At 57.4% G+C, this 19,846-nt stretch carries 23 protein-coding genes; 9 read left to right on the top strand and 14 right to left on the bottom strand.

Annotated features, from left to right (window positions below; all coding sequences use genetic code 11):
- The first annotated feature begins 58 nt into the window (after positions 1–58).
- Entirely contained in the window at positions 59–400 is a 342-nt protein-coding gene (grxD, locus tag ACA044_RS24325; protein ID WP_497443631.1) for a Grx4 family monothiol glutaredoxin, read from the top strand.
- A gap of 222 nt (positions 401–622) precedes the next feature.
- Here the strand turns inward: grxD and bfr are convergent, their stop codons facing one another.
- Both bfr and ACA044_RS24315 read right to left on the bottom strand, forming a co-directional pair.
- Entirely contained in the window at positions 623–1,096 is a 474-nt protein-coding gene (gene bfr, locus ACA044_RS24320; RefSeq protein ID WP_007898512.1) for a bacterioferritin, read from the bottom strand.
- A gap of 199 nt (positions 1,097–1,295) precedes the next feature.
- Positions 1,296–1,514 (bottom strand): bacterioferritin-associated ferredoxin, encoded by a 219-nt coding sequence (locus ACA044_RS24315; RefSeq protein WP_497443630.1) that lies wholly within the window; start codon positions 1,512–1,514, stop codon positions 1,296–1,298.
- A 312-nt stretch (positions 1,515–1,826) separates the two neighbouring features.
- On the opposite strand from ACA044_RS24315, the gene ACA044_RS24310 reads away from it, so the two are divergent.
- Positions 1,827–2,429, top strand: a complete 603-nt coding sequence (locus tag ACA044_RS24310; protein WP_497443629.1) for a peroxiredoxin — start codon at positions 1,827–1,829, stop codon at positions 2,427–2,429.
- Positions 2,430–2,506: 77 nt separating this feature from the next.
- Here the strand turns inward: ACA044_RS24310 and rnt are convergent, their stop codons facing one another.
- Together rnt and pyrC are read right to left on the bottom strand one after the other, a co-directional pair.
- On the bottom strand, positions 2,507–3,184 hold the full coding sequence (rnt, locus tag ACA044_RS24305; protein ID WP_007898509.1) for a ribonuclease T: 678 nt from the start codon (positions 3,182–3,184) through the stop codon (positions 2,507–2,509).
- Positions 3,181–4,227 (bottom strand): dihydroorotase, encoded by a 1,047-nt coding sequence (gene pyrC / locus ACA044_RS24300; RefSeq protein WP_497443628.1) that lies wholly within the window; start codon positions 4,225–4,227, stop codon positions 3,181–3,183. Before pyrC ends, rnt begins: the two co-directional genes overlap by 4 nt.
- A 157-nt stretch (positions 4,228–4,384) precedes the next feature.
- Here pyrC and ACA044_RS24295 point away from each other — a divergent pair, with 157 nt between their 5' ends.
- Together ACA044_RS24295 and ACA044_RS24290 are read left to right on the top strand one after the other, a co-directional pair.
- Entirely contained in the window at positions 4,385–5,293 is a 909-nt protein-coding gene (locus ACA044_RS24295) for a flagellar protein MotY (protein ID WP_497443627.1), read from the top strand.
- Positions 5,294–5,422: 129 nt separating this feature from the next.
- Positions 5,423–6,640 (top strand): argininosuccinate synthase, encoded by a 1,218-nt coding sequence (locus ACA044_RS24290; RefSeq protein WP_123358038.1) that lies wholly within the window; start codon positions 5,423–5,425, stop codon positions 6,638–6,640.
- A gap of 173 nt (positions 6,641–6,813) precedes the next feature.
- Here the strand turns inward: ACA044_RS24290 and ACA044_RS24285 are convergent, their stop codons facing one another.
- Positions 6,814–7,395, bottom strand: coding sequence for a hypothetical protein (locus ACA044_RS24285; protein ID WP_497443626.1), 582 nt, complete (start codon positions 7,393–7,395; stop codon positions 6,814–6,816).
- Between the two features lie 569 nt (positions 7,396–7,964).
- On the opposite strand from ACA044_RS24285, the gene ACA044_RS24280 reads away from it, so the two are divergent.
- The gene (locus ACA044_RS24280) at positions 7,965–8,591 is read left to right on the top strand and encodes a response regulator (RefSeq protein WP_497443625.1); all 627 of its coding nucleotides are present in this window, start codon (positions 7,965–7,967) and stop codon (positions 8,589–8,591) included.
- 91 nt (positions 8,592–8,682) lie between these two features.
- Here the strand turns inward: ACA044_RS24280 and ACA044_RS24275 are convergent, their stop codons facing one another.
- The 8 genes from ACA044_RS24275 to metG form a co-directional block, all read right to left on the bottom strand.
- On the bottom strand, positions 8,683–8,862 hold the full coding sequence (locus tag ACA044_RS24275) for a PA3496 family putative envelope integrity protein (protein ID WP_007898493.1): 180 nt from the start codon (positions 8,860–8,862) through the stop codon (positions 8,683–8,685).
- A gap of 107 nt (positions 8,863–8,969) precedes the next feature.
- Positions 8,970–9,608, bottom strand: coding sequence for an endonuclease III (gene nth, locus ACA044_RS24270; RefSeq protein ID WP_497443624.1), 639 nt, complete (start codon positions 9,606–9,608; stop codon positions 8,970–8,972).
- 25 nt (positions 9,609–9,633) lie between these two features.
- Positions 9,634–10,221 (bottom strand): Rnf-Nqr domain containing protein, encoded by a 588-nt coding sequence (locus ACA044_RS24265; RefSeq protein ID WP_497443623.1) that lies wholly within the window; start codon positions 10,219–10,221, stop codon positions 9,634–9,636.
- Positions 10,214–10,825 (bottom strand): RnfABCDGE type electron transport complex subunit G, encoded by a 612-nt coding sequence (locus ACA044_RS24260; RefSeq protein WP_497443622.1) that lies wholly within the window; start codon positions 10,823–10,825, stop codon positions 10,214–10,216. Before ACA044_RS24260 ends, ACA044_RS24265 begins: the two co-directional genes overlap by 8 nt.
- Entirely contained in the window at positions 10,822–11,814 is a 993-nt protein-coding gene (locus ACA044_RS24255; RefSeq protein ID WP_497443621.1) for an RnfABCDGE type electron transport complex subunit D, read from the bottom strand. The genes ACA044_RS24260 and ACA044_RS24255 overlap by 4 nt, the downstream gene beginning before the upstream one ends.
- Complete coding sequence (gene rsxB / locus ACA044_RS24250) at positions 11,801–12,808, bottom strand: electron transport complex subunit RsxB (protein ID WP_497443620.1); 1,008 nt, start codon at positions 12,806–12,808, stop codon at positions 11,801–11,803. The genes ACA044_RS24255 and rsxB overlap by 14 nt, the downstream gene beginning before the upstream one ends.
- A complete protein-coding gene (locus ACA044_RS24245; RefSeq protein ID WP_497443619.1) occupies positions 12,805–13,374 on the bottom strand; it encodes an Rnf-Nqr domain containing protein in 570 nt (189 codons plus the stop codon). The genes rsxB and ACA044_RS24245 overlap by 4 nt, the downstream gene beginning before the upstream one ends.
- A 129-nt stretch (positions 13,375–13,503) precedes the next feature.
- On the bottom strand, positions 13,504–15,555 hold the full coding sequence (metG, locus tag ACA044_RS24240) for a methionine--tRNA ligase (RefSeq protein WP_497443618.1): 2,052 nt from the start codon (positions 15,553–15,555) through the stop codon (positions 13,504–13,506).
- Positions 15,556–15,861: 306 nt separating this feature from the next.
- Between metG and apbC the strand changes: the two genes are divergently transcribed.
- Complete coding sequence (gene apbC, locus ACA044_RS24235; RefSeq protein WP_497443617.1) at positions 15,862–16,956, top strand: iron-sulfur cluster carrier protein ApbC; 1,095 nt, start codon at positions 15,862–15,864, stop codon at positions 16,954–16,956.
- Between the two features lie 131 nt (positions 16,957–17,087).
- Here the strand turns inward: apbC and ACA044_RS24230 are convergent, their stop codons facing one another.
- Positions 17,088–17,846: an SDR family oxidoreductase gene (locus ACA044_RS24230; protein ID WP_497443616.1), complete on the bottom strand. Its 759-nt coding sequence runs from the start codon at positions 17,844–17,846 to the stop codon at positions 17,088–17,090.
- Between the two features lie 165 nt (positions 17,847–18,011).
- Between ACA044_RS24230 and ACA044_RS24225 the strand changes: the two genes are divergently transcribed.
- From ACA044_RS24225 to ACA044_RS24215, 3 genes are all read left to right on the top strand, one after another.
- Positions 18,012–18,743: a HugZ family pyridoxamine 5'-phosphate oxidase gene (locus ACA044_RS24225; protein WP_497443615.1), complete on the top strand. Its 732-nt coding sequence runs from the start codon at positions 18,012–18,014 to the stop codon at positions 18,741–18,743.
- A 66-nt stretch (positions 18,744–18,809) separates the two neighbouring features.
- The gene (locus tag ACA044_RS24220; protein WP_497443614.1) at positions 18,810–19,286 is read left to right on the top strand and encodes an FxsA family protein; all 477 of its coding nucleotides are present in this window, start codon (positions 18,810–18,812) and stop codon (positions 19,284–19,286) included.
- A 246-nt stretch (positions 19,287–19,532) separates the two neighbouring features.
- On the top strand, positions 19,533–19,826 hold the full coding sequence (locus ACA044_RS24215; RefSeq protein ID WP_007898444.1) for a co-chaperone GroES: 294 nt from the start codon (positions 19,533–19,535) through the stop codon (positions 19,824–19,826).
- The last annotated feature ends 20 nt before the right edge of the window (positions 19,827–19,846 follow it).

Raw genomic sequence — 19,846 nt, 5'->3', positions numbered from 1 at the left:
CCGTTACAATGCGCCACCGTGCCGACCACTGAGTCGGAAAGTTCAGCCGAGGTGCTCCATGGATATCATCGAAACGATTAAAGAGCAGATTGCCAACAACACCATTCTGCTTTACATGAAAGGCTCGCCGAATGCCCCACAGTGTGGGTTCTCCGCGAAAGCCGCTCAGGCTGTAATGGCCTGTGGCGAAAAGTTTGCCTATGTGGACATCCTGCAGAACCCGGAAATCCGCGCCAACCTGCCTAAGTACGCCAACTGGCCAACCTTCCCGCAACTGTGGGTCGGTGGTGAACTGGTCGGCGGTAGCGACATCATGACTGAAATGTCTGCTGACGGTTCGTTGCAAGCGACGATCAAAGCCGCTGTCGAAAAAGCCGCAGCGAACAAGACCGAAGCCTGATTCGGTATCTGTTGTAGGAGCGAGGCTTGCCCGCGAAGGCGTCATCACTGGCGCTAAAAGCTTCGCGGGCAAGTCGGATCGCCGCCCGCTCGCTCCTACAAGAGCGTGTCTAGTCCCGAATAGGTGTAAACCATATTCAGGACGAGACAGCGCATAAAAAAGCCCCGCCTCTTTATAAAGAGAGCGGGGCTTTTTATTGCATCGCGATTAGCGGCGTAGAATTTACTCTTCGCCCATCTGCGATTGCAGATAGTTCTCAAGACCAACTTTATCGATCAGGCCCAGTTGGGTTTCCAGCCAGTCGATATGTTCTTCTTCGGATTCAAGAATGTCTTCGAGCAGTTCACGGCTACCGAAGTCGCCGACAGTTTCGCAATGAGCGATAGCGACTTTCAGATCGGCATGGCCGTCGCGCTCGATCTTCAAATCGCACTCAAGCATTTCCTTGGTGTGTTCGCCGATGTGCAGCTTGCCCAGGTCCTGGACGTTCGGCAGGCCTTCAAGGAACAGGATGCGCTTGATCAGCTTGTCAGCGTGCTTCATCTCGTCGATGGATTCGTGGTACTCGTGCTTGCCGAGCTTGTTCAGGCCCCAATCTTCGTACATGCGCGCATGCAAAAAGTATTGATTGATCGCGACCAGCTCATTGGCAAGGATTTTGTTGAGATGCTGGATGACTGTAACGTCGCCTTTCATGATGGGGTCCTGCCCTGTAGTCGCTGTATATAAGGCAGAGTTTGAGCCGCGTAATTAAGAGTGTCAAACCTAAGTTATTGAAACTTAAATGAAAATTAATCGGAATAAGAATGTTTGTGTTCCGCGTCTGGCGTCTAAGCGATTGATTTTCAGGCATAAAAAAACCGGACATCGAGTCCGGTTCTTTAAAATGCGGTACTTATGCGGCGGTAAATTCTACGGGGTAGGGGATCGCTGCCTGGGCTGTTTGCAGTTTGCCCAGGGTTTCGCGCACCACTTCCTTGGCAAGGCAGGCGCATTTGCCGCATTGGCTGGCAACGCCGGTGGCCTGACGTACTTCCCGATAGCTGCAGCAACCTTCATAGATTGCTTCGCGGATTTGACCGTCGGTGACGCCAGTGCAGAGGCAGACATACATAAGTGAGAACCGTCGCTGGTTGTGACTCAATTGCGATGGATCTTAATGTTAACGAGAATGATTGTCAAAGTTGTTTCTGAAAGCTTTTCGTCATAAGGGTGAATGACTGACGAACGGCTTCCTCTTGGACTGTCCATGAGGAAAATATAGCAGCGGTCTTTTCAACCACCAGAAAAAACCGTTAAGGACAGGCCAAAAACGCGGTGTATGATGGTCGGCCTTTGCGAAGGGGGTTCGTGTCACAGGGCTGTCGCCTGAGGGTGGCAGGCTGGCACTAACCCTGTTCTTCACTATTACATCAGGAGATATTCAATGAGCGTACTCGTAGGCAAACAAGCCCCTGACTTCACCGTACCGGCCGTACTCGGCAATGGCGAAATCGTAGACAGCTTCACCCTGTCGTCGGCCATCAAAGGCAAATACGGCCTGGTGTTCTTCTACCCACTGGACTTCACCTTCGTTTGCCCGTCCGAGCTGATCGCTCTGGACAACCGCATGGCTGACTTCAAGGCTCGCAACGTGGAAGTGGTCGCGGTGTCGATCGACTCGCACTTCACCCACAACGCCTGGCGCAACACCCCGGTCAACAATGGTGGTATCGGCGAAGTTCGTTACACCATGGCTGCCGACATGAAGCACGAAATCGCCAAGGCCTACGACGTTGAATCCGAAGGCGGCGTGGCTTTCCGTGGCGCGTTCCTGATCGACGACAAAGGTGTTGTCCGTTCGCAGATCATCAACGACCTGCCGCTGGGTCGTAACATCGAAGAGCTGATCCGTCTGGTTGACGCTCTGCAATTCCACGAAGAGCACGGCGAAGTTTGCCCTGCCAACTGGAAAAAAGGCGACAAAGGCATGACCGCTTCGACCGAAGGTGTCGCGGCTTACCTGACCGAGAACGCTGCTGCGCTGTAAGGCAGGCGTCAGGCAATAAAAAACCGGCCTCTCGAAAGGCCGGTTTTTTTATGAACGGGATAAACCAGCGACAGGCATCAGTCGTTGTAGTCTTCCCAGCCGCCCATTTGTTTCCATCGATTGACGATGCCGCAGAACAGATCAGCCGTCTTCTCGGTGTCGTAGCGGGCCGAGTGGGCCTCGCGTCCGTCAAAGTCGATGTCCGCTGCCTGACAGGCCTTGGCCAATACGGTTTGACCGTAAGCCAGACCGGCGAGGGTCGCCGTATCGAAGCTGGAGAACGGGTGAAACGGGTTGCGTTTCATGTCCAGGCGCGCGACAGCGGCGTTGAGGAAGCCCAGGTCGAAGCTGCTGTTGTGCCCGACCAGAATCGCCCGTTTGCAGCCATTGGCCTTCAGAGCCTTGCGCACACCGCGGAAGATATCGGTCAGGGCCGCTTCTTCACTCACAGCCATGCGCAGCGGGTGATCAAGCTTGATCCCGGTAAATTCCAATGCTGCCGCTTCGATGTTGGCGCCTTCGAACGGTTCGACCCGGAAGAAATAGGTGTGCTCAGGGTACACAAAGCCTTTTTCATCCATGCCGATCACGGTGGCGGCGATTTCCAGCAGGGCATCGGTGGCCGAGTTGAAGCCACCGGTTTCTACGTCGACGACTACCGGCAGGTAACCCCGGAACCTGGCAGCCATTGGATGACGGGAACCGCCTCCACCGCCATTACCGTCCTGTTCGTCGTCGAAATGGTCTTCACTCACGCGTGTTCCTCCAGCAGGCGCCAGCGCAGTTTTTCACCGGCGCGCAGCGGGATTACAGTCAGCTCGCCAAATGGCAGGCTGGTTGGGGCGGTCCACTCGTCGCGGACCAGGGTGATGCGATCGGTGTTCGCCGGCAGGCCGTAGAAACGCGGGCCATTGAGACTGGCGAAGGCTTCGAGCTTGTCCAGCGCGTTGCGCTGTTCGAAGGCTTCGGCATACATCTCGATCGCGGCATAAGCGGTGTAGCAACCGGCACAGCCGCAAGCCGCTTCTTTGGCGTGCTGGGCATGGGGCGCCGAATCGGTGCCGAGGAAGAACTTGTCGCTGCCACTGGTAGCGGCGTCGAGCAGGGCTTCCTGGTGGGTATTACGCTTGAGGATCGGCAGGCAGTAGAAGTGTGGCCGAATCCCGCCCACCAGCATGTGGTTGCGGTTGTACAGCAGGTGATGCGCGGTGATGGTCGCACCAACGTTGGCCGAAGCCGCGTTGACGAACTGCACGGCATCCGCGGTGGTGATGTGTTCGAACACCACTTTCAGGGTCGGGAAACGTTCGACCACCCGACGCATGTGCTCATCGATGAAGGCTTTTTCGCGATCGAAAACGTCAACATCGCCACGGGTGACTTCACCGTGAACCAGCAAGGGCATCCCGACTTCGGCCATGGCCTCGAGTGCAGGGAAAATCTTGTCGATGCTGGTGACGCCAGAGTCCGAGTTGGTGGTCGCGCCGGCCGGATACAACTTGGCGGCGTGAACGAAACCGCTGGCCTTGGCTTCACGAATTTCTTCGGGCTGGGTGCGATCGGTCAGGTACAGAACCATCAGCGGTTCGAAACGGCTGCCGGCCGGACGTGCGGCGAGAATTCGCTGGCGATAGCCATCGGCTTCAGCAGCGTTGCGCACCGGGGGTACCAGGTTGGGCATGATGATGGCGCGACCAAAGGTGCGCGCGACATCCGCGACGGTATTGGGCAACACAGCACCATCGCGAAGATGAATATGCCAGTCGTCGGGACGCAGCAGGGTCAGGCGGTCGGACATGAGGGAATTCCAGGCGGGTCAAACTCAGGGGAATGCTACCGGAAAAGACTCTTCCAGGCACTCGCTATCAAGTTTTGCGGCAAGCTTCCGATATCCAACAGGTATGCCCTAAACATGTGTGTCGGTTTTTTTGTTGTAGAAGCCAGTGGAGCCTCCCGTGCGCCAGCGTTATTTAGCCTTGCTCAGTGTGTTTGCCAGCCTTCCTGCGATGGCGCTCACTTTCCAGACTCGTCTGGAGAGCATTGAGTGGACGGTCGAAGGTGACAAGTTCGAATGCCGCCTGACTCAACCGATCACCGATTTCGGTTCGGGTGAGTTCGTGCGTCGCGCCGGCGAGCAGGCGACATTTCGTCTGAAAGCCTACAACTCAATGATCGGAGGGGGGTCCGCGACCCTGCTGGCGGCTGCTGCGCCGTGGCAGCCGGGGCGTGGCGACATCAACCTGGGTTCGGTGAGAATCGGCAGTGGCGACGTGCTGTTCAACAGCTCGCAAGTTCAGGCCGGGCGCTTGATCAGTGGTTTGATGGATGGCCGCAGTCCGGTCGTTCGACACTCCTCGGGCGACGGTCGGGTATCTGAAGTCCGTCTGCTGCCCGTCAAGTTCAGCAAGGCCTACAGTGACTATCAGGGTTGCGTGGCAAAGTTGCTGCCGAAGAATTTCGAGCAGGTGAAGCAATCCGAAGTCGGATTTCCGGGTGAGGGCATCGATCTCGACGCCAGGGCCAAGGCCCAGTTACAAGTCATGCTGGAGTTCATGAAGGCCGATCCGACGGTCAACCACATTGAACTCGACGGCCATTCCGACAACAGTGGCAACCGCCTGACCAACCGTGAACTGTCACGACGCCGGGCACTGGCTGTGATGGACTTCTTCAAGGCAAATGGAATCCAGGAATCGCAGATCACCCTGCGTTTTCACGGTGAGCGCTATCCGTTGGCACCGAACAACAATACCGCCAACCGGGCGAAGAACCGCCGGGTCGCCGTACGCCTGGAACGAGTAGCGCCGACCGAGAAGCCGGCACCTCAGGCCACTGCCGCCGCAAGCAGCGCAACGACCTCCTGAACCTGCTGAAATCGTCGCTCGCTCGACATAATCTGTCGCTTCGTCGTCATAAGCTGTCGCGCCTCTGTAAATTATCCGGCATCAGCGGTAGACTTGACCGCTTTCCGTAGAACCCCGTGGAGTGATGGCATGGCGGACGTAAACAAGGTCGTTCTGGCGTATTCCGGCGGCCTGGACACTTCGGTGATCCTCAAGTGGCTGCAGGATACTTATAACTGTGAAGTAGTAACCTTCACCGCTGACCTGGGTCAGGGCGAAGAGGTCGAACCGGCCCGCGCCAAGGCACAGGCCATGGGCGTAAAAGAAATCTACATCGACGATCTGCGCGAAGAATTCGTGCGCGATTTCGTGTTCCCGATGTTCCGCGCCAACACCGTTTACGAAGGCGAGTACCTGCTGGGTACTTCCATCGCTCGTCCGTTGATAGCCAAACGCCTGATCGAAATCGCCAACGAAACCGGCGCTGACGCCATTTCCCATGGCGCGACCGGCAAAGGCAACGATCAGGTTCGTTTCGAGCTGGGTGCCTACGCCTTGAAGCCAGGCGTAAAAGTGATCGCTCCGTGGCGCGAATGGGACCTGCTCTCCCGTGAAAAGCTGATGGATTATGCTGAAAAGCACAACATCCCGATCGAGCGTCACGGCAAGAAAAAATCCCCGTACTCGATGGATGCCAACCTGCTGCACATCTCCTATGAAGGCGGCGTGCTGGAAGACACCTGGACCGAGCACGAAGAAGACATGTGGCGCTGGACCGTCTCCCCGGAGAACGCTCCTGACAAACCGCAGTACCTGGAACTGACCTATCGCAACGGCGACATCGTGGCACTGGACGGCGTCGAAATGACCCCGGCCACCGTGCTGGCGACCTTGAACCGTATCGGTGGCGAACACGGTATCGGCCGTCTGGACATCGTTGAAAACCGCTACGTCGGCATGAAGTCCCGTGGCTGCTACGAGACGCCTGGCGGCACCATTATGCTGCGCGCCCACCGTGCGATCGAATCGATCACCCTGGACCGCGAAGTGGCTCACCTCAAAGACGAGCTGATGCCTAAATACGCCAGCCTGATCTACACCGGTTACTGGTGGAGCCCTGAGCGTCTGATGCTGCAACAGATGATCGACGCTTCCCAGGCTCACGTGAACGGCGTAGTGCGCCTGAAGCTGTACAAGGGCAACGTGATCGTCACCGGCCGCAAGTCCGACGAGTCGTTGTTCGACGCCAATATTGCCACCTTCGAGGAAGATGGCGGCGCCTACAACCAGGCCGATGCGGCGGGCTTCATCAAGCTCAACGCCTTGCGCATGCGTATCGCGGCGAACAAAGGCCGGAAGCTTTTCTGAGACCTTTGAGGCGGTAATGGAATTGTGGCCTTGTCGATGACAAGGCCACAACTCTGAAAAGAGGCTGCTGCATATTGCGCTTCGCTTTTTCCTGTTTCTGCTAACCCTTCCTTCTGCTTCTGGTCTTTGATTTCACTTCAAGGGCTGCCTTCTGCTGTGTGACAGATCAAAACCTAGCCCATAATCGTCACACCCTGTGAGCTCAAATTGTAAGAAATACAGAACGCTGCGTTGTTGCGTTTCTTTATTTGTTTCCAGTGTTTGAGCGCGTTTTCCTTCAGCAATACCTCCGAATCGGCGCACGTAAGAAATACAATCACTTGTGCAGCGTTGTCCGGAGGGTGCTGGATACTCTCCATCAAGGCGCTGAACGCCATTTTTTTGTTTATCCATCGTGCATCAACGATGTGCAAATCCTTTAGAGGAGCAGGCAGGTGCACATGGTGTTGGGCTGGGTTTTCACGCGGGACCCTGGAAGGGGTGTTTCCCGAGTGATCAGCATTGTCCATGGCTTTTATGAAATGCTTTCCCTTCTCGAAATCGGAGGGTGCGTAAAGCGATCGATAGTTGAAGTTGAGTGTGATGAAGAAAAGAAAAAGCAAATAAAATGGAAAGCTGATCAGAAACCAGACATAGAGCTCTCTCTCCTTATTGTCGAGAAAGGGGAGAGAGACAGCAGCCGATGTTTCGGATAGTACTGCAAATATCGCAATGATTGTCATGGGGTTGGTGATTCTTTTTTTGAGTTTTATCATGTTTTTTGCTCATGAGATATTATCTTTATTCTCTGTTGGTTTATGGGGTGTGCCTGGGTGGATGATAGCGAGTGTGTGAGTTTTTTGTAGTAGCGTTGAATACCGTTTTTTACTATGTGATTGAGATCGTTATAGTAGCTGCATTGTTTTTGGTTTGGGTATGGTTGTTAATTTGTTTTAAAGTTGTGTGGGTTTGTTCTGCATTGAGGTGTTGCAGTGTGTAAGTTTTTTGAGTCGCCTGGGCCAGATGATGGACATCACTGGAAAATACCAGTTACTTTTAAGGGTAGCTCAATAGTAAAAGTATGTTGGATCGCTCTCATTGAACCCTGTTTTTTTGTTTTTTTGGTTGTAAATTGATACAAATAAACTGTCGAGATGTTGAGCGGTGTTCGGCCGATAAAATCTCTGGTTCATTGTGTGCAATGATTTTTTGTAGGAATAATCCGTGTTGTTTGTAGGTGATGTCTCTCGGTGCGAGTGGCCGGGGGGGGCGGCATGCCACGGGTGAAACGACTAGGCTATGGTGCGGGCTCTAAAAATTCGAACAGCGAAAATTGGACTTGCCCATGAATAAAGTGCTGATCGTGGATGATCACCCCGTCATTCGTCTTGCGGTACGTATGCTAATGGAGCGTCATGGCTACGAAGTCGTTGCAGAGACGGACAATGGCGTGGATGCATTGCAACTTGCTCGTGAACTTATGCCGGATATTGTCATTCTGGATATTGGAATACCGAAACTGGATGGTCTGGAAGTTATCGCCCGCCTGACATCGGCAGCGATGCCTCTTAAAGTGCTGATATTGACGTCCCAGGCGCCAGGGCATTTTTCCATGCGTTGCATGCAATCGGGTGCTGCAGGCTATGTTTGCAAACAACAGGACCTCACTGAGTTGCTGAGTGCGATAAAAGCCGTGTTGTCAGGTTACAGTTATTTCCCTAATCAGGCTCTGCATACCGTGCGTTCCAGTCTTGGGAATGCCAGTGAAGCGGATATGGTAGATCGTTTGTCCGGGCGGGAAATGATGGTCCTGCAACAACTGGCACTAGGAAAAACAAACAAGGAGATCGCCGATGGAATGTTCCTCAGTAATAAAACCGTCAGCACTTACAAGACTCGCCTGTTGTTGAAGCTCAATGCTCGCTCACTGGTCGATCTCATAGAATTGGCTCAGCGCAATGGCCTGGTATGAGTACGCCAGCGTTTGACGAGGCGCGATGAACGGGCGTTTATCGGGGATCGGCACTTAGTAAAAAGCCTCCGTTTCGGGAGGCTTTTAGGTGTCATAGGTCAAAATCGTAATCGGCCAATTGCTTTTGCAGTCGGCGCTCCTCCAGCAGATTGTCGATGGTGCGACGTTTGCTCAGGTTGGTCTTTGCCACTTCCACTACCGGCTCTGCGTCATCGGCCTCAACGGGGGTGAAGTCGTCTTCTACGTCCAATTGCTCTTTGCCAGTGCTCATAAGGTTAACTCCAGGCTAAGGCTGCCTTTGGCGCTCCTTATATCGACAATTTCCCGGCGGGTAAAAAAGATTTTTTCAATCGATCTATCAAAAAAACTAATAGCGCCTCAATCGTCCGAGGTCTTTTGCTTGTATTCGCACAAGTCCTCGATCCGGCAACTGCCACAACGGGGCTTGCGGGCCAGGCAAACGTAGCGGCCATGGAGAATCAGCCAGTGATGAGCGTCGAGCAGATATTCCTTCGGCACGAATTTCATCAGTTTCTGCTCCACCTCGACTACATTCTTGCCCGGAGCAATGCCGGTACGGTTGCTGACCCGAAAAATGTGAGTATCCACGGCCATGGTCAGCTGACGAAAGGCGGTATTGAGCACTACGTTGGCGGTTTTGCGACCGACGCCGGGCAGTGCTTCCAGCGCCTCGCGGGTCTGCGGCACTTCACCTCCATGACGCTCCACCAGCAAGCGACAGGTTTCGATCACGTTTTTCGCTTTGCTGTTGAACAGGCCGATGGTCTTGATGTACCCCGACAGCCCTTCAATGCCCAAGGCGTGAATGGCTGCCGGCGTATTGGCCACCGGGAACAGTTTGGCGGTGGCCTTGTTGACACCGACATCGGTCGATTGCGCCGAGAGAATCACGGCGATCAGCAATTCGAACGGCGAGGAATAGGCCAGTTCGGTCTTTGGTTCAGGGTTGTCTTCGTGAAACCTGCGGAAAATTTCAAGACGTTTTGCGGCATTCATGGACGATGCGTTTCCTCGAAGGCGATCAATGTGAGGCAGCCGGACGGGTCCAGGCTTGACGTGCGGCGATCAGTAATCCCAACAGAATAAACCCGCCAGGGGTCAACGTGGCCAAGTGCAGGCCACCGTCGGCGATCAGGGACCAGCCTTGCCAGTCCGGTTGCGTAGCACCGGCCAGCCAGGACAGATGGCTGCCCAGTGTCCCGTTGCCGATGAACTCGCGTAGCAGGCCCAAGCCCACCATCAAGGCGCCGAACAGGCCACTCAGGTGCAGGCGATCACGCCATGTGTTCTGGAAAAAACCGTTGTGTTCCAGCACGACGCATTGCAAGGCGATCAAGCCTGCATAGAAACCCAGATGCTGGTGCCATTGGAGCGACCAGGCTTGCGTGGCGAGATCCGCGCAACTGGTCAGCGTGGCAGCCAGCAAGAGGCTGGCCAGCAAGTGTGTTGCGGGAACCAGTCGCGAGCGCAAGGCGCCCATGCTCACCCCATAAGCACTGAGCACCAGGGCGAACATCAGCCACAGGCCCAGGGCCGTGACCAATGAATCAGTGACGCCGATCAACGGCGTTAGCATCAGCGAATTCTGCAGGGTCGATGATTTATTCATGGGCGCTGCTCCCGATTAGCGGTTGCCGGTGTTCATCGAAGTAGCGCAACGCGTCATGGGTGGCATTGATCACTGCTCTTGAGGTGATGGTCGCGCCTGCGATCTGATCGAATTGCCCTTGGTCCTTATTCAAGGCCCAACCATTGTCACCGGGTTCGGTTAGAGACTTGCCAGTAAACACCTGAAGCCAGGCATTGGGCCAATCGGCGAGCTTGCCACCCAGTCCCGGGGTTTCCGATTGCTTGAGGGTTTTGACCCCCAGCAACTTGCCATGGGTGTCGATGGCGATCAGCAAGTCAATGGCGCCTGCATAGCCCAGCGCCTGACTGCGCAGCAACACGGCGCTCGGTTGGCCGGCCTTGGACGCCAGGTAGCCACCCAACAGCGTGCTGTTGGCCAAGCGAGTATTTTCGAGGCTGAGAGGTTGTTCCAGTGGCTGATTGTCGTAGCTGCCGGGCGCTAGCAGATCCAGCAACTGACGGCTGTCGATCAAGCGTTGTTCGGCCGCAATACGCGTGGCGCTGGTGTGCTGCACGAGGTAAGTCGCGCCCATCCCCAGGCCAGCCAGCACTACCAGGATCACAACGCTCGTCGCTCGGTTCATGGGGCAACCTGTTCCTGCCTGGACGCGGCAAACCGCTCCAGCGCCGGCACACAGAGGTTCATCAGCAAAACCGCAAAGGCCACGCCGTCCGGATACCCGCCCCACGTCCGAATCAGGTAAGTCAGCAATCCCACACCTGCGCCGAACAGCAATCGGGCAGTGGGGCTTTTTGCACCGGATACCGGCTCCGTCACGATGAAGAAGGCACCCAGCATGCTCGCGCCGGTGAGCAGATGAAACAGTGGCGAGCCATGAGAGTCGGAGCCTGTACCGTTCCAGCACAACAGGCTGATGATGAACAGGCTGGCGAGCATGCCGACCGGTGCATGCCAACTGAACACCCGCCGTTGCAGCAGAAACGCACCGCCTGCCAGAAACGCCAGGTTGACCCATTCCACGCCTTGGCCGCCAAAACGGCCGAATGCCGGATTGCCGGCGAACAGTTCTTCCATGGTCAGGCTTTTGTTGATTCGCAGACTGTCCAGCGCCGTGGCCTGGGCCCACGCATCGGGTGTCTGGGCGAAGCTGAAGCCGAACACCTGTTGCAGCCCGCCGAGCAAATCCATGCCATGGGAGGATGGCCAGTGGGTCATTTGCTGGGGAAACGTCACCAGAACCAGCGCAAAACCGAGCATCGCCGGGTTGAACGGATTCTTGCCGACACCGCCATACAAATGCTTGCTGAAAAACAGTCCGAAGGCCGCAGCACTGACCGTCAGCCACCACGGACAATAAGGCGGCAAGGCCAGTGCCAGCAGCGTTGCACTGACAAGGGCGCTGCCATCGCTCAACGTCGGTTTTACGGGTTGCTTGCGCAGCTGCAACACCACCGCTTCAACGGCGAGTGCGGTAGCTGCCGCCAGAATCAGATTGATCAACACCCCCCAGCCGTACAGCCAGAACAACACCAGCATCCCCGGCACGGTGGCCAGCAATACCAGCTTCATGGCCTGTTGAAGGCGTTCATCCACCGATTCAAGGGGTGACATAGGCATCCACCTGACGCTCGGCTTCACTGAGCGCGCGCTCCAGTGCGGCAATCTGTTCGGCCGGCGCTTCGCTTGTTTGCGCTTTCTTGAGTTCGGCACGGCGCATGGCCAACTGAATCTTCGCCCGTTTCAGCTCGGCATCTTTCGCCAGAGCAGGCGGCGCAGAAACTTGCGGTGCACTGCTTTCCAGTTGTGCCAATACCTGTTCGGCGGCTTCGAATTGCTGTTGCAGCACGATCAGTTGCGATTGCTGTTCGAAGGTCGGCGGATGCCCGAAGGCCTTGAGCGATTTGTTCAGCTGCGCCCGACTCATCGCCAGATCGACCTTGGCCTTTTTCAGTGCCGCATCGGCATTGGCGGCCTTTTGTGCGCGGACACGCTCAAGCGCGGCCTGAACCGGGTCGAGTGTCACTTCGCTGTGCTGCACAGCGCGTTGGGCACGGGCCTGGCGTTCGGCGAGTTTCTGCTCCTCTTCGCGACGCAAACGGGCATTGCGCTGTTCGAAACGGCGTCGCGCGCGATTGCGCTTGGTGGCGCGAGCCTGTTGTTCCTCCTGGCTGAACGCCAGCCCGCCGACAATCGGCAGCACCGTGGCCAGCGGTAATGGATGCATCTCGATGCAATCCACCGGGCAGGGTGCCACGCAGAGGTCGCAACCGGTGCATTCGTCGACGATGACCGTGTGCATGAATTTCGCCGCGCCGACAATGGCGTCGACCGGGCAGGCCTGAATGCATTTGGTGCAGCCGATGCACTCGGCTTCGCGGATGTAAGCGATCTGCGCCGGTGCCGAGCCGCGACTGACGTCCAGTTCCAGCACCGGCACTTTCAGCAGGTCGGCCAGGGCCGCGATGGTTTCGCTACCGCCCGGTGGGCACTTGTTGATCGGCTCGCCGCTGGCGATGCCTTCGGCGTAGGGTTTGCATCCGGGGTGGCCACACTTGCCGCATTGGGTCTGCGGCAAGAGGGCGTCGATGCGTTGAATCAGACTCATGTTTTGATCAGCCCGCTGAATCCGAGAAAAACCACCGCGATCAATCCGGCGCCGATCAATTCGATAGGCAGGCCACGAAAGGGCAGGGGGATATCGTTATCGAGTGTGCGCTGGCGCAAGTCGCTGAACAGACTCAGCACCAGCCAGAAACCCAGCCCGGCGCCAAGGCTCAGAGCTATGGCGTGGAAAATTCCCTTATCGTTCTGAGCGTTGAGCAACGTCAGCCCAAGCACCCCGGCATTCCCCAGCAGCAGGGGCCAGAGGCCATCGAATGACAGCTTCACAAACAATGCCGAAAGCAGCTTCAGTAGCGGACCGATCAGCAGAACGCTCAGTGGCAGGAACACGAACAGACGCAGCGAGGTCAGCCCCAACGGCACCAGTAGCCAGTGATAGAGCCCATAGCCGAGCGTGCCGACGATCAGCATCAGACACGTCGTCGCGACGCCCAGCGCGTGGACCTGTGGCCGCTCGCTGCCCAGCACCGGATCGACGCCCAGCGGCCAGTGCAACACGAGGTTGTTGATCAGGGCAGCGCTGATAAGCGTAAGAAGCAGTTCGGTCATGATCGTGCCGGCAAAAGGAGGCCTGTCTAACAAGGTTAGGCATTATCCGGCAAGGAAGGAGGGTGGGCCAGACATGAAAATCCCACAGTCGCGCCGGGCACGACTGTGGGATCGAGTTACCGCAGAACCTTACTTGATGCGCTGACCTGGCTTGGCGCCGCTGTCGGGGCTCAGCAGGTAGATTTCTTCACCGCCAGGGCCGGCCGCCATCACCATGCCTTCGGAGATCCCGAATTTCATTTTGCGGGGCTTGAGATTGGCGATCATCATGGTCAGGCGACCATTGAGCTTGGACGGGTCCGGGTAGGCGCTCTTGATGCCGGAGAACACGTTGCGTTGCTCGTCACCGATGTCCAGGGTCAGGCGCAGCAGTTTGTCGGCACCTTCCACTGCTTCGGCCTTGAGGATCAGCGCCACGCGCAGGTCGACAGCGGCAAAGGTGTCGAACTCGATCTCTGGCGACAGCGGATCCTTGGCCAGTTCACCGTTGCCGACGGGTGCAGCTTCGCCGGTGTCGGTTGCGCTGGCGGTCAGGTCTTCTTTCGAGGCGTCGGTCATGGCTTGCACTTTTACTGGGTCGATGCGGGTCATCAACGGTTTGAACTCGTTCAGCTGATGGTTGCTGAGCAAGGTGGCGTGGTCGTTCCAGGTCAGCTGTGCGACGTTCAGGAACGCCTCGGCATCGGCGGCCAGCAACGGCAGCACCGGTTTGAGGAAAATCACCAATTGGCGGAACAGGTTGATGCCCAGGGCGCAAATGGCCTGGACTTCATCCTGCTTGCCTTCCTGTTTGTTCAGTGACCACGGCGCCTTGTCGGCGATCCAGGCATTGGCACGGTCGGCCAGACCCATGATTTCGCGCATGGCGCGGGCAAAGTCGCGAGACTCATAAGCATCGGCAATGCTTGGCGCTGCGGCCAAAAAGGCATCGGTCAGTTCCGGCGCGGCGTTGCCGGCGACCAGCACGCCACCATTGCCTTTATGGATGAAACCGGCGCAACGGCTGGCGATGTTGACGACTTTGCCGACCAGGTCGGAGTTGACCTTCTGCACGAAGTCTTCGAGGTTCAGGTCCAGGTCATCGACGCCACGGCCCAGCTTGGCGGCGTAGTAGTAGCGAAGGTATTCCGGCGACAGGTGATCCAGGTAGGTCCGGGCCTTGACGAACGTGCCGCGGGACTTGGACATCTTCTGGCCGTTGACGGTCAGGTAGCCGTGTACGTTGATGCCGGTCGGTTTACGGAACCCGGCGCCTTCGAGCATGGCGGGCCAGAACAGGGCGTGGAAGTTGACGATGTCCTTGCCGATGAAATGGTACAGCTCGGCGGTGGAATCCTTGCCCCAGAACGCGTCGAAGTCCAGTTCCGGCTTGCGGGCGCAGAGGTTCTTGAAGCTGGCCATGTAGCCGATCGGTGCGTCCAGCCATACGTAGAAGTATTTGCCCGGCTCGTCGGGGATCTCGAAACCGAAATACGGCGCATCGCGGGAGATGTCCCACTGTTGCAGGCCGGCGTCCAGCCATTCGGCGATCTTGTTGGCCACGGCATCTTGCAGGGTGCCGCTGCGGGTCCAGGCTTGCAGCATTTCCTGGAAGTCCGGCAGTTTGAAGAAGAAGTGCTGGGAGTCCTTGAGCACTGGCGTGGCGCCGGAGATTGCCGACTTCGGATCTTTGAGGTCGGTCGGCGCGTAGGTCGCACCGCATTTTTCGCAGTTGTCGCCGTACTGGTCTTCGGTGCCGCATTTCGGGCAAGTGCCCTTGATGAAGCGGTCGGCCAGGAACATTTTCTTTTCCGGGTCGAAGTACTGAGTGATCGAACGCGTGGCGATGTGCCCGGCGTCGCGCAGCTTCAGGTAGATCTGGCTCGACAGCTCACGGTTTTCTTCGGCGTGAGTGGAGTGGAAGTTGTCGAAGTCCACCAGGAATTCGGCAAAGTCGGCGCTGTGTTCAGCCTGGACGTTGGCGATCAGTTGTTCCGGGGTGATGCCTTCCTTTTCCGCGCGCAGCATGATGGCCGAACCGTGAGCGTCGTCGGCGCAGACATAAATGCATTGATTACCGCGATGCTTCTGGAAACGCACCCACATATCGGTCTGGATGTATTCCAACATATGGCCGAGGTGGATCGAACCATTGGCATAGGGCAGGGCGCTGGTGACGAGGATCTTGCGTGGCTCGGACATGGGGCTCGGCTACTTGATGAAACGGAGGTCGGCCACTATAAAGCGCCGGCGCATATTTTTCACCCCTGTGGCGAGGGGGCTTGCCCCCGTTCGGCTGCGAAGCAGTCGTGAATCCAGACAACTCGGTCGGGCTGACAGATTGCAGGGGGCCGCTGCGCGACCCAACGGGGGCAAGCCCCCTCGCCACAGGGACGCTCTCCAGCCACAGGGATGTGTTTGCCACAAATCATCGTGGAGCATGCCGTCTATGATGTAGAACGGTTAGGATACCCGCCTGATTTTCAAGTCTAGCTATCGGAGTTGCCCATGAGCGCCGTCAATCGCGCAGCGGTGGAAGCCGTCCTTCGTCAATACACCGACCCTTACCTGAACCAGGACCCGGTCAGCGCCGGGTGCGTGCGCAGCATCGATATTCAGGGCGATCGCGTCAGTGTCCAGCTGGAGCTGGGTTACGCCGCCGGTCTGTTCAAGAGTGGCTGGGCGCAGTTGCTGCAATTAGCCATCGAAGGCCTGGACGGCGTGGTCACCGCGCGCGTCGAGATCACCAGTGTGATCGCCGCGCACAAGGCCCAGGCGCAGATTCCGGGGTTGGCCAACGTCAAGAACGTCGTGGCCGTGGCGTCCGGCAAGGGGGGCGTGGGCAAATCCACCACCGCCGCCAACCTGGCGCTGGCGCTGGCTCGTGAAGGTGCCAGGGTCGGGATTCTCGACGCGGACATCTACGGCCCGAGCCAGGGCATCATGTTCGGCATCCCTGAAGGCACCCGACCAACGGTCAAGGATCAGAAGTGGTTCATCCCGATCCAATCCCACGGCGTCGAAGTGATGTCCATGGCCTTCCTGACCGACGACAACACGCCGATGGTCTGGCGCGGACCGATGGTTTCCGGTGCGCTGTTGCAACTGGTCACGCAAACGGCCTGGGGCGACCTGGATTACCTGGTCATCGACATGCCGCCAGGCACCGGCGACATCCAGCTGACCCTGGCGCAGAAAGTCCCGGTGGCCGGTGCGGTGATCGTGACCACCCCACAGGATCTGGCGTTGCTGGACGCGCGCAAGGGCGTGGAGATGTTCCGCAAGGTCAATATCCCGGTGCTGGGCGTGGTGGAGAACATGGCCGTGCACATCTGCTCCAACTGCGGGCATGCCGAGCATCTGTTCGGTGAGGGTGGTGGTGTGAAGCTGGCCACCCAGTACGGTGTCGAACTATTGGCTTCGTTGCCACTGTCGATGCTGATCCGCGAACAGGCCGATGGCGGCAAGCCAACGGTGATCGCCGAGCCTGACAGCCAGATTGCGATGGTTTACCAGGAACTGGCCCGCCATGTCGGCGCACGGATTGTGTTGCAGGAAGCTTTGATGCCGGCGATGCCGAACATCACCGTCAGCGACGATTGATTCGCTGAAGAAATGCGATCCAATGTGGGAGCGGGCTTGCTCGCGAAGGCGGTAGATCAGTCAACTTATCTGTTGAATGACACACCGCATTCGCGAGCAAGCCCGCTCCCACATTTGTTTTGTGTTGCCCCTTAGATGCGCAACCCGCCATCCAATTCCAGAATCCGACCGGTGTAGTAGTCGTTCTCGAAAATGTAGGCCGCCGACTGGGCGATCTCTTCGGGTTTGCCCATGCGCTTGAGCGGAATCCCGGAAGTCATTTTCTCCAACGCTTCCGGTTTCATGCTCAGGGTCATCTCGGTTTCGATGAAGCCCGGCGCAATGCCCGCCACGCGAATGCCGTAGCGCGCCAGTTCCTTGGCCCAGGTCACGGTTGCCGCGGCAACACCGGCCTTGGCGGCGGAGTAGTTGGTCTGGCCGACGTTGCCGGCGCGCGAAATCGACGAGATATTGATGATCGCGCCGCTGTTTTTCAGCTCGACCATTTTTGCCGCGACTTCACGGGTGCACAGGAACACGCCGGTCAGATTGACGTCGATCACTGACTGCCATTGGGCCAGGCTCATCTTGGTCATTTCGCCGTCCTTGACCTTCAGCAGCAGGCCGTCGCGCAGAATGCCGGCATTGTTGATCAGGCCATGAATCGCGCCGAAATCGTCGGCCACCTGGGCGACCATATGGGTCACTTGCTCTTCATCGGCGACGTTGCACAGGTAGGCTCGGGCCTCGACACCCTTAGCCTTGCAAGCCGCGACGGTGGTATCGAGCTTTTCCTGGTTCAGGTCCACCAGCGCCAGTTTCGCGCCAAGACCTGCAAGATACTCGGCCATGGAACGGCCTAAACCCTGGCAACCGCCGGTGATAATGATTACTTTGTCAGTGAGTTGCATTCGCATAGCCCCATAGCGGATCGGAGTGGTTCTCCTTCTAGAGGGCCTCTCGATCTGAGCCTGATGTGGCCTGGCTGCACATGAGAACTGCCCCTATGGCGTGCTGGAACTTTAACCCAGGCGCCTGTCCGTTTTTTCGACGGATTCTATATAAGGAGTCATAAATTGAGCGTTGTAGTGGCTAAGCATGCCCGAGAATTGCTTCTCAAGGAATACCGTGGAGTGCTCTCGACGCACTCCAAGGCGATGCCCGGTTTTCCGTTTGGCTCTGTGGTTCCGTACTGCCTGGACGAGCACGGCCGGCCGCTGATCCTTATCAGCCGCATCGCTCAGCACACTCACAACCTGCAGAAAGATCCGAAATGCTCGCTGCTGGTGGGTGAGCGTGAGGCCGAAGACGTACAAGCCGTTGGTCGCCTGACTTACCTCGCCGAGGCGGAAAAGCTCCAGGGCACGGCTGCCATCGATGCGGCAGCCGCGCGTTACTACCGCTATTTCCCGGACTCGCAGAACTATCACAAGGCCCACGATTTCGACTTCTGGGTGCTTAAACCGGTACGGCACCGCTACATCGGCGGCTTCGGCGCGATTCACTGGGTCGATCAACTGACCCTCGCCAACCCGTTCGCCGGCAAGGCCGAAGTGAGTATGGTCGAGCACATGAATGCCGATCACGCCAAAGCCATCGCCCACTACGTCGACCTGGCGGGCCTGCCGAAAATCGCGCCGGCGCAATTGGTCGGTATCGACACCGAAGGCATGCACTTGCGCATCGGTCAGGGACTCTACTGGCTGCCGTTTCAAACGCCCTGTAATACGCCGACACAAGTCCGGGAAGCCTTGGTTTTCCTGGCCCACGCCGAGCATTGGCCGAAAAATGAAGTGGCCGACGCTTGAATTCACGAAACGGCGACGTCATCTAGGGAAGACTGGCAAGGCATTCTTGCGTTGAGGAACCATTTGATGCGCCCTTTTTTATTGCTCTTTGTACTGTTCCCGGTGTTGGAGCTGTTCGTATTCGTCAAGGTCAGTGGGGCAATCGGGTTTTTCCCGGCCCTGCTGCTGGTCATTCTCGGCTCGATGCTCGGCGTGTTCGTGCTGCGCATCGCTGGTCTGGCAACTGCACTGCGTGCTCGTGAAAGCCTGAACCGCGGCGAGCTGCCGGCCCAGACCATGCTTGAAGGTTTGATGCTGGCCCTGGCGGGCGGTCTGTTGATCCTGCCGGGCTTCGTCACTGACGTGCTGGGTTTGATCATGCTGCTGCCGATCTCTCGTCGTCTGCTGGCCAATAAAATGCGCCAGCGCGCCGAAGAAGCGGCGATCCGTCAGCGTGCGTTCGCCGACGACCTTCAGCCACGGGGCGGTCCCGTTCCGCAGCAGCCGCTGGGCCGTGAGCCTAACGTGATCGAAGGCGAGTTCGAGCACCGCGACGCCAAGTAACACTTCCATCGCCACGGCACCTTCGGGTGCCGTGTTCGTTTTCAGGGCATCGACATAAAAATTTTCGCTCCCCGCCCTTGAAATAAGCTTATGCGCCCTTATGTAACGGTCACCGCAAGGTTTCTGGCAATTGCGCCAGACAGACTTCCGCGGTTCGCTCGACGAACCGCACCCGGCACCGCCGGATTTGTTAAACCCGCCGGGACTACACCGGCCGATGAAAACCACAATTAGGAGAGATCGACAATGAAGCTTCGTCCTCTGCATGACCGCGTCGTCGTCCGTCGCAGCGAAGAAGAAAAGAAAACCGCTGGCGGTATCGTCCTGCCAGGTTCGGCTGCTGAAAAGCCAAACCAGGGTGAAGTCCTCGCTGTAGGCCCAGGTAAAGCACTGGACAACGGTGAAGTGCGTGCGCTGGCCGTGAAAGTGGGTGACAAGGTTGTGTTCGGCCCTTACTCCGGCAGCAACACTGTGAAAGTTGACGGCGAAGACCTGCTGGTCATCGGCGAGAGCGAAATCCTCGCTGTCATCGAAGGCTGATTCCCCGCTCATTTTCCCGT

It is taken from the genome of Pseudomonas sp. LBUM1673 (assembly GCF_059695645.1).
This window is presented reverse-complemented; position numbering and strand designations above follow the sequence as displayed.